Below are 9934 nucleotides of genomic sequence, written 5' to 3'. Positions count from 1 at the left end.
GCCCCGCCCCCTCCACCGGACGTCGGCTGCCGGTAGGGGGCGCCCACGTCCGCTGTCGGCTCTCCGCCCGTCCGGGGCGCCCCGTCAGGGGCGCGGGGAACTGCGCGAGCAACCAACGACGGCCCGCAGTCGCCGGACGGGCACAGCGAGCCGAGCTCGCAGGCGGCATTGAGGGGCGCGGGGAACTGCGCGACAAGCCCCCACCGGGGCCGCACCCGCGCGCGCAGCGCAAGCCGCACCCCGGTGGGCGCAACCGGACCACCTGACAGCAACTGACCACGGGTGCCGGGGCGCAGCCCGGGGGCTACGTCCCGGCCAACACGCCCCGCTCGTACTCCCCCCGCGTCAGAAACGCCATCTGCGCCCGCTTCTCCGGCAGATCGACCTGCTCCCCCAGCGTGAACCCCATACGGACCAGCCGGGCGACAGCCTTCGCGTTGCGCGCATCCGGCTCGACGACGATCCGCAGCCGCTCCGGCTCCTGCAGGACATAGGCGAGGAATACGGAGATGAGCGTCGCCGTGAATCCCCGCTCGGTCACGCCGGTGGGGCCCGATACGGGGCCGATCATCAGGTGGATGCCGAAGTCGCCCGGCCGGACGTCGTAGTACTCCCCGACAGGGTCCGCCTCCGGCTCGTACGTCTGGAAGAGCGCGACCGGCACCCCGTCCCGGTGGATGAGGTAGGCGTGGTGCGTGGTGAGGGAGTCCAGGTACTCGTAGATCTCCAGGACCCGTTCGCGGCCCGCCTCCTGCATGCCCCAGAAGCGGGCGCGGTCCTCGGCGACCCAGCTGTGGATCAGGTCGATGTCGGCGGCGGGGTCCACCGGTACGACGCGGACGGTGCCGAAGCCGTCGATGTCCTCCTCGTGGACGGCGGTCCGGGCGGCGGGGGTGTCAGACATTGCGGTGCTCCTGGGTCAGCTTCTGCCAGTCGGTGACGACAGGCGCGAGCTCGCCCCGCAGCCACAGCGGCATCTGGTCTCTCTGGTGTGCGTCGCCGGTCACTCCGGAGGCGCCGAACGGCACGACCCACAGGCTGTTGTCGCGGTCGGCGAGGTCCCACACGTAGCGGGCGGCGGGTCCGCGTGCGCTGAGGTCGGTGAGGCCGGGGACGCTGGTGGTGGACAGGACGCAGTCGTGGTCGCCGGACAGTCCCGGCCACTCCTCCGGCGTCGCGTCGGGCAGCGACTGCCAGGGTGCGAGCCGGTGGAGTTCGCCCCAGGCCTGCTCGGGCGCGCCCGCGGCCGCCACCTCCTCGACGGCCGCGCGGACGCAGGCGGTGCGCTCCTCGTCGGTGAGCAGCCGGTCCGTCAGCAGGTGTTCGAGGGCGAAGGCGGTCCGCTGGGTGAGGGAGAGCCAGGGCAGGAAGATGTCGGGGTACGGGGGCCGTTCGGCCAGCGCGGAAAGCGCCGGGTGGGCGGCGACGCGGTGTACGAGCGCGGTGCGTACGGCGGCGTAGGCCGCGGCGTCGGTGCTGTCGGCGTCCATGCGGCGGTCCCAGCGCAGCAGCCGGTCCCGGAGGCGGGCGGCGTCCGGCCCGAGGTCGTCCAGGGTGCCGAGCAGCGCCAGCAGGGGCCGGGCGGAGGCGAGGTGGGTGTCGGTGTGGACGGCCGCCATGTCGCCGGGGGTCCAGCCGTCCGAGGCGTCGAGCAGTTCCCGGATGCGGTCGGCGCGGTGGGGCGGGGCGAACTCGACGCCGAGGGGTGCGGCGAGGCCGCGCTGGTTGGCCATGACGGCGATGCCGTCGACGTCGGCGCGGGGCATCGGTTCGTGCCAGCCCTGCCAGGCGTGGGCGGCGTCCCAGGCGGGCACGATCCGCAGCCGGTTGTCGTGGTGGCGCAGCGGGACCTTGCCCGCGACCCGGTGCAGCAGGCCGCCTTGGGTGTCGGCGGCCTGGACGACGTTGACGGGTTCGGTCCAGTGGTCGAAGGCGCGGTCGACGTCGGCGACGGTGGTGGCGCGGAGCAGCGCGGGCAGGGTGGCGAAGCCGAGGTCCTGGCGGACGCGCGGGGGGCAGCGGAGGCTGATGGCCTCGGTGTCGTCGGGGCCGCCGATGATGACGGGCCCGCGGTCGGTCTCGACGATCTCGACGGTGACCGGGTCGGCCCTGGCGACCTCGACGGTCTCGATGTGGGCGGTGGCGGGGCTCCAGCCGTCGGGGCCGAGGGCCTCGACGCCGGTGGCGGTGCGGCGGAGCCGTTCGCGGTAGAGGTCCTGGTAGTCGGCCATGGCGTTGGTGATGGCCCAGGCCACGGAGCCGGTGTGGCCGAAGTGGGCGATGCCGGGAACGCCGGGGACCGCTAGCCCCACGACATCGTATTCGGGGCACTTCAGGTGGATCTGCTGGTAGATGCCCGGGTCCTCGATGAAGCGGTGCGGGTCGCCCGCGATGAGGGCCGCGCCGCTCGCGGTGCGGTCGCCGGTGACGAGCCAGCCGTTGCTGCCCGAGCCCGCGGGGCCGTCGGTGGCGAAGAGCTCGGCCGCCTCGGGCCCGAGGTGCCGGGCGGTCTCCTCGCGCCAGAGCTTGGAGGGGAAGCCCGCGAAGAGGAGGTGGTGGGAGAGCCAGACGCCCAGCGGGGTCCAGGGCTGCCAGCGGCCGGTGGCGAGCCCGGTGGCGGCGAACTGGGGCGCGCGCCGCGCGCCTTCGGCGAGGCCGGAGTTGACGCCGTCGACGTAGGCCGTGACCCAGGTCCGGGTGCCGTCGTCGAGGCTCTCGAAGCAGCGCCGGGCGGTGTCGTCGAGCCGGGCCTGGCGGGCGAGCCGGTCCCAGCCGAGGGCCTCGGGGCCGAGGAAGGCGGCCGTGGTGCCCTGGGAGCGGTGGCGCTCCACCTCGATCTGCCACGCACGGTCGACGGCGGCGTTGCGGCCCTGCGCGAAGGCGAGCTCGTCCGGGCCGTCGGCCCGGAGATGCGGGATGCCCCAGGCGTCCCGGTGGACCTCGATGCTCACAAAGCCTCCTCGTTCTGCGGTGAATTGACGGTGCGGCACGGTCACGGATCCACTGTGCCGGTGCCCGTCGAGGGCCCGCGCCCCCTGGCCGAAAATCGTTGTTAGGTTAGGTTAACCTAACCATCCCCTCGACCCCCCACTCGCCTTTCGTCGGCCCGGAGCGGGGGTGACGTGATCGCGGGATAGGTTAGGTTAGGCTCACCTAAGTTTGATCGCTCAGCAATCAGCGCGTCAGCGACCGGAAGGACACCACATGAGTTCCCAGGGGCAGATCGCCGAGGCCCCTTCGGCAGCCGCCGCACCCAAGGCCCCCGGGGCCACGGCGGCGGAGGCCACGGGTGCGGCGGACGCCAGGCCGCACCTCTTCAACCATCTGACGGTCGACAGCTACCGGCGCTCCCTCGCCGCCGGGATCGACCGGGTGGCCGACCGGATCGCCCGCACCGAGCGGCCCTTCACCGGCATATCCCCCGCCGAGCTCGCCCCCCGGATATCCGGCATCGACCTGGAACGGCCGCTCGCCGACCCGGCCGCCGCCCTCGACGAGCTCGAGGACGTCTACCTGCGGGACGCCGTCTACTTCCACCACCCGCGCTACCTCGCGCACCTCAACTGCCCGGTGGTGATCCCCGCCCTGCTCGGCGAGGCCGTCCTCACCGCCGTCAACTCCTCCCTCGACACCTGGGACCAGAGCGCGGGCGGCACCCTCATCGAGCGCCGTCTGATCGACTGGACCGCCGAGCGCATCGGCCTCGGCGAGGACGCCGACGGCATCTTCACCAGCGGCGGCACCCAGTCCAACTTCCAGGCGCTGCTCCTCGCCCGCGAGGAGGCCCTGCGCTACGCGGAGAAGAACTCCGCGCTCCCCCTGGAGCGCCACGAGATCCTCCCGAAAGTCCGCATCCTCACCTCCGAGGCCAGCCACTTCAGCGTGCAGAAATCGGCGAAACTCCTCGGCCTCGGCCGGGACGCCGTCGTCGTCGTGGAGACCGGCCCCGAACGGCGCATGCGCCCCGCCGCCCTCGCCCGCGAGATCGAGCGCTGTCACGCCGACGGCCTGTACGTCATGGCCGTCGTCGCCACGGCGGGCACCACGGACTTCGGCTCCATCGACCCGCTCACCAAGATCGCCGACCTGTGCGAGTGGGCCGGCCTGTGGATGCACGTCGACGCCGCGTACGGCTGCGGCCTGCTGGCCTCCCCCACCCGCCGCCACCTGCTCGACGGCATCGAGCGCGCGGACTCCGTGACCGTCGACTACCACAAGTCCTTCTTCCAGCCGGTCAGCTCCAGCGCCGTCCTCGTCCGCGACCGGGCCACCCTGCGGCACGCCACGTACTACGCGGACTACCTCAACCCGGCCCGCATGGCCGAGGCCCGTATCCCCAACCAGGTCGACAAGAGCATCCAGACCACCCGCCGCTTCGACGCGCTCAAGCTCTGGCTGACCCTGCGCATCATGGGCCCGGACGCGATCGGCTCGCTCTTCGACGAGGTCTGCGACCGCGCCGCCCGGGCGTACGACCTGCTCATGGACGACCCCCGCTTCGAGGTCGTCACCAAGTCCCAGCTCAGCACCGTCGTCTTCCGCTACGTACCCGCGGACGACCGGGCCCGGGAACTGGCCGACGAGGCCAACCTGCACGCCCGCGAGGCGCTCGCCGCCTCCGGTGACGCCGTCGTGGCCGGGACCAAGGTCGACGGACGCCACTACCTGAAGTTCACCCTGCTCAACCCGGAGACCTCGCTGGACGACATCGCGCACGTCCTCGACCTCCTCGCCGGGCACGCGGGCCGGTACGTGGACGAGCGGCTCACCGCCGAGCTCCTCCACCGCGCCGGCTGACCTGCCCTCACACTCCTCGAACAGGAAATCCCCGATGACTCCCCCCACCACCCATGACTTCGTCGCCATCGGCCTCGGCCCCTACAACCTCGGTCTCGCCTGCCTGACCGAACCGCTCGCCGAGCTCGACGGCCTCTTCCTGGAGAGCAAGCAGGAGCAGGACTTCGACTGGCACCCCGGCATGCTGCTGGACTCCGCCACGCTCCAGACGCCCTTCATGGCCGACCTCGTCACGCTGGCCGACCCCACCTCGCCGTACTCCTTCCTCAACTACCTCAAGGAGTCCGGCCGGCTGTACCCCTTCTACATCCGCGAGGTCTTCTACCCGCTGCGCAGCGAGTACAACGACTACTGCCGCTGGGCCGCGGGCAAGCTCCGCTCCGTCCGTTTCGGCCACGAGGTGACCTCCGTCGAGTACGACGAGGCCGAAGGTGTCTACACCGTGCACACCGTCCGGACCGACGGCAGCACCGGCACGCATCGCGCCCGCCATCTGGTGCTCGGCACCGGCACCCCGCCGTACGTCCCGGACGCCTGCCGCGGTCTCGGCGGCGACGTGCTGCACAACTCCGCCTATCTGCAGAACAAGGAGCTGCTCCAGGCCAAGGAGAGCATCACCGTCGTCGGCAGCGGCCAGAGCGCCGCGGAGATCTACTACGACCTGCTCGCCGACATCGACACCCACGGCTACCGCCTGGACTGGGTGACCCGCTCCCCGCGCTTCTTCCCGCTGGAGTACACCAAGCTCACCCTGGAGATGACCTCCCCCGAGTACGTGGACTACTTCCACGCGCTCCCGGAGGACACCCGCTACCGCATGGAGAGCGAGCAGAAGGGCCTCTTCAAGGGCATCGACGCGGAGCTGATCAACAACATCTTCGACCTGCTCTACCAGAAGAGCGTGCGCGGCCCGGTCCCCACCCGGCTCATGACCAACACCGCCCTGCAGAGCGCCTCGTACGACGACATATCGAGCACCTACACCCTCGGCCTGCGCCAGGTGGAGCAGGAGCGGGACTTCTCTCTCACCACCCACGGGCTCGTGCTGGCGACCGGCTACCGCTACCGGACCCCGGCCTTCCTGGAGCCGGTGCGCGACCGCATCCGCTGGGACCGTCACGGCCGCTTCGACGTCGCCCGCAACTACAGCGTCGACACCACCGGCCGCGGCGTCTTCCTGCAGAACGCGGGCACCCACACGCACAGCGTGACCTCCCCCGACCTGGGCATGGGCCCCTACCGCAACGCGTGGATCCTCCGCGAGCTGCTCGGCCGCGAGGTGTACCCGATCGAGAAGTCCATCGCCTTCCAGCAGTTCGGCGCCCCCGAGGGCGGGGTCGCGCTGTGACGACGACCCTCTGGACCCGTACCGACGCGCTCGGCGAGTTCTCCGTACGGCCGCTGGACCCGGACGCCGACGCCGCTCTGCTGCACCCGTGGGTGACCCACCCCAAGGCGGCCTTCTGGCTGATGCAGGACGCCGACGTGGCGGAGGTCGCCCGCTTCTACCGCGAGGTCGCCGGGAACCCGCACCACGACGCCTTCGTCGGCATGCTCGACGGCGTCCCGGCCTTCCTGATCGAGCGCTACGACCCGACGTACGTCGACCTGGTGGGCCTCTACGACCCGGAGGAGGGCGACGTCGGCATGCACTTCCTGTGCGCGCCGACCGACACCCCGGTGCACGGCTTCACCCGCGCGGTGATCACCACCGTCATGGCCTGGCTCTTCGACTCCCCCGCCACCCGCCGCGTCGTCGTCGAGCCCGACGCGCGCAACAAGGCCGTGCACGCGCTCAACGCGGCGGTCGGCTTCGAGGTCGTCCGCACCCTCCGGAAGCCCGAGAAAGAGGCGCTGCTCAGCGTCTGCACCCGCGACCAGTTCCACAACGCGAGCGGCGGTACCGCCACCACCCGAGGAGTATCCGCGTGAACCCCCGCGAAGCCGTCTCCCACCTCACTCCGGCCCACTGGGCGGCCGCCAACCGGCAGCTCGTCCGCAAGGCGCTCGCCGAGTTCTCCCACGAGCGGCTGCTCACCCCCGAGCCCGCCGGGCCCGGCCACTACGTCGTGCGCAGCGACGACGGCAGCCAGGAGTACCGGTTCGCCGCCCGGCTGCTGTCGCTCGACCACTGGCAGATCGACGCCGACAGCATCACCCGGCACCGCGGTGATACGGAACTCCCCCTCGACGCGCTCGACTTCATGATCATCCTGCGGGACGCGCTCGGCCTGTCCGACGCGGTCCTCCCGGTCTACCTGGAGGAGATCAGCTCCACGCTCTCGGGCACGGCCTACAAGCTCGCCAAGGAGCAGCCGAGCGCCGCGGAACTCGCCGAGGCGGACTTCCAGACCGTCGAGACCGCGATGACGGAGGGCCACCCGGGCTTCGTCGCCAACAACGGCCGCCTCGGCTTCGGCGTGCACGAGTACCACGCGTACGCGCCGGAGGCCGCGAGCCCGATCCGGCTGATCTGGCTGGCCGCCCACGGCGACCACGCCACCTTCACCTCGGGCGCGGGCCTCGACTACGACGGCCTGATGCGCGACGAGCTCGGCGAGGAGACCCTCGCCCGCTTCGCGGAGACCATGGCCGGCCTCGGGCTCGACCTCGCCGACTACCGGCTCATCCCCGTCCATCCCTGGCAGTGGTGGAACAAGCTGTCGGTGACGTTCGCGGCCGAGGTCGCGAACCGGCGCCTGGTGTGCCTCGGCCCCGGTGACGACGCGTACCTCGCCCAGCAGTCCGTCCGGACGTTCTTCAACACCAGCGCGCCGCACAAGCACTATGTGAAGACGGCCCTGTCCGTGCTGAACATGGGCTTCATGCGCGGCCTGTCCGCCGCCTACATGGAGGCGACCCCGGCCATCAACGACTGGCTGGCGAAGCTGACCGAGTCGGACGGTGTCCTGCGGGCGGCGCGGCTGACGGTCATCCGGGAGCGCGCGGCCGTCGGCTACCACCACCGGCAGTACGAGGCGGCGACCGACCGCTACTCGCCCTACCGCAAGATGCTGGCCGCGCTGTGGCGCGAGAGCCCCGTCCCGGGCGTCGAGCCGGGCCGCCGCCTGGCCACCATGGCCTCCCTCCTCCACACGGACAAGGAGGGCCGTTCGCTCGCGGCCGCGCTCATCGAGCGGTCGGGGCTGTCGCCCGAGGCGTGGCTGCGCCGCTACCTCGACGCGTACCTGACGCCGCTGCTGCACAGCTTCTACGCGTACGACCTGGCGTTCATGCCGCACGGCGAGAACGTCATCATGGTCCTCGACGGCGGCACCGTCGAGCGGGTGATCTTCAAGGACCTCGCCGAGGAGATCGTCGTCATGGACCCGGACGCGGCCCTCCCGCCGGAGGTCGCTCGGGTCAAGGCGGAGGTCCCCGAGGACATGAAGCTCCTGTCGATCTTCACGGACGTCTTCGACTGCTTCCTGCGCTACCTCAACGCGGTCCTGGCCGACCAGGGCGTGCTGGAGGAGGACGCGTTCTGGCGGACCGTCGCCGAGTGCGTGACGGACTATCAGGCATCCGTGCCGGAGCTGGCCGACCGCTTCGAGCGGTACGACATGTTCGCCGAGGAGTTCGCGCTGTCCTGCCTCAACCGGCTCCAGCTGCGCAACAACCAGCAGATGGTCGACCTGGCCGACCCCTCGGGCGCGCTCCAGCTCGTCGGCACGCTGCGCAACCCCATCGCGCGGTTCGCCCCGCGGGCCGCATGAGCGTGACGGCCGACGCCACCGGGACGGGGGCCCGGCTCCCGGCCCGGTGGCTGATCCTCGGGGTGATCTGCCTCGCGCAGCTCACCGTCGTCCTGGACAACACCGTCCTCAACGTCGCCGTGCCGTCCCTCACCCGGGAGCTGGACGCGACGACCGCGGACGTCCAATGGATGATCAACGCGTACGCGCTCGTGCAGTCCGGGCTGCTCCTGGCCGGGGGCAGCGCCGCCGACCGCTACGGCCGCAAGAGGATGCTGATCGCCGGGCTCGCCCTGTTCTGCGTCGGCTCGCTGGCGGCGGGCTTCTCGGACTCCACCGGTGAGCTGATCGCCGCCCGCGCGGGCATGGGCGTCGGCGGGGCCCTGCTGACGACCACGACCCTCGCGGTCGTGATGCAGGTCTTCGACGAGGAGGAGCGGCTGCGGGCCATCGGCGTCTGGGCCGCGGTGAACGCCCTGGGCTTCGCCGCGGGCCCGCTCATCGGCGGCCTGATGCTCGATCACTTCCGGTGGGGTGCGATCTTCCTGATCAACATCCCGGTGGTGCTGGTCGGTCTCGGCGCGGCGTGGGTCCTGGTGCCCGAGTCGAGGAACGCGGACGGCCGACGGCCCGACCTGCTCGGCGCCCTGCTGTCCACGGCCGGCATGACGGCGGTCGTCTTCGCCGTCATCTCCGGGCCCGACCACGGCTGGGGCTCGGGCCGGGTGCTCGCCGCGGCGCTCGGCGGTGTGCTCGTCCTCGGCGCGTTCGTGCTCTGGGAGAGCCGGATCCCGCACCCGATGCTCGACCTGCGGTTCTTCCGCAACCGGCAGTTCGTGGGAGCCGTCGTGGGCGTGGTGCTGATCACCTTCGGCAGCGCGGGCGCGCTGTTCCTGCTCTCGCAGCAGCTCCAGTTCGTCCGCGGCTACTCCCCGCTCGAAGCGGGCCTGCGCACGGCGCCGTTCGCGCTGACGGTCGTCGCCCTGAACTTCACCGGGGCGTCGACGCGGCTGCTGGCCCGGATGCGGCTGCCGGTGGCGGTCGCCGTCGGTGTGGGCGTGATGGCGCTCGGCTTCGCGGTCGTCGCGGCCTTTCCCTCGGACGGCTACGGCGTACTGCTCCTCGGTCTCGTCCTGATGGGCGCGGGCTGCGCGGTGGCCAACCCCGCGATCGCCGGGGCGGTCATGGGATCGATCCCGCCGGAGCAGGCGGGAGCGGGCGCCGGGGTCGACGGCACCATGTCGGAGCTCGGCGGCAGCCTGGGCGTCGCGGCCCTGGGCGCGGTCATGAACTCCCGCTTCACGGCCCTGCTCCCGGCGACGATCACCGCCGCGGGCTCCTTGCCGGAAGCCCTGGCGGGCGCCCGCACCGAGGCGGACCGTGACGCGGTCCGCTCCGCGTTCGCCTCCGGTGTGGAGTCCGCCCAGCTGGCGGGGGCGGGG

At 71.9% G+C, this 9934-nt stretch carries 7 protein-coding genes; 5 read left to right on the top strand and 2 right to left on the bottom strand.

The genetic code is table 11. From position 1 onward, the window contains the following. Positions 1 to 304 precede the first annotated feature (304 nt). Both K6I34_RS23370 and K6I34_RS23365 read right to left on the bottom strand, forming a co-directional pair. Positions 305 to 904, bottom strand: coding sequence for a GNAT family N-acetyltransferase (locus tag K6I34_RS23370; RefSeq protein WP_229328297.1), 600 nt, complete (start codon positions 902 to 904; stop codon positions 305 to 307). Then, a complete protein-coding gene (locus K6I34_RS23365) occupies positions 897 to 2951 on the bottom strand; it encodes a penicillin acylase family protein (RefSeq protein WP_229328296.1) in 2055 nt (684 codons plus the stop codon). Before K6I34_RS23365 ends, K6I34_RS23370 begins: the two co-directional genes overlap by 8 nt. Positions 2952 to 3204: 253 nt before the next feature. Here K6I34_RS23365 and K6I34_RS23360 point away from each other — a divergent pair, with 253 nt between their 5' ends. The 5 genes from K6I34_RS23360 to K6I34_RS23340 all read left to right on the top strand — a co-directional run. After that, positions 3205 to 4797 carry an aspartate aminotransferase family protein gene (locus tag K6I34_RS23360; protein WP_229328295.1) on the top strand — a complete coding sequence of 531 codons (1593 nt, stop codon included), beginning with the start codon at positions 3205 to 3207 and terminating at the stop codon, positions 4795 to 4797. Between the two features lie 34 nt (positions 4798 to 4831). Then, positions 4832 to 6145 (top strand): lysine N(6)-hydroxylase/L-ornithine N(5)-oxygenase family protein, encoded by a 1314-nt coding sequence (locus tag K6I34_RS23355; protein WP_229328294.1) that lies wholly within the window; start codon positions 4832 to 4834, stop codon positions 6143 to 6145. Continuing rightward, complete coding sequence (locus K6I34_RS23350; RefSeq protein WP_229328293.1) at positions 6142 to 6729, top strand: GNAT family N-acetyltransferase; 588 nt, start codon at positions 6142 to 6144, stop codon at positions 6727 to 6729. The genes K6I34_RS23355 and K6I34_RS23350 overlap by 4 nt, the downstream gene beginning before the upstream one ends. Further along, positions 6726 to 8513 (top strand): IucA/IucC family siderophore biosynthesis protein, encoded by a 1788-nt coding sequence (locus tag K6I34_RS23345; RefSeq protein WP_229328292.1) that lies wholly within the window; start codon positions 6726 to 6728, stop codon positions 8511 to 8513. Before K6I34_RS23350 ends, K6I34_RS23345 begins: the two co-directional genes overlap by 4 nt. After that, the coding region (locus K6I34_RS23340) for an MFS transporter (RefSeq protein WP_229328291.1) at positions 8510 to 9934 on the top strand (1425 nt) is incomplete at its 3' end. The genes K6I34_RS23345 and K6I34_RS23340, both read left to right, overlap by 4 nt.

The organism is Streptomyces sp. UNOC14_S4 (genome assembly GCF_020740835.1).
GTDB lineage: Bacteria > Actinomycetota > Actinomycetes > Streptomycetales > Streptomycetaceae > Streptomyces.
This window is presented reverse-complemented; position numbering and strand designations above follow the sequence as displayed.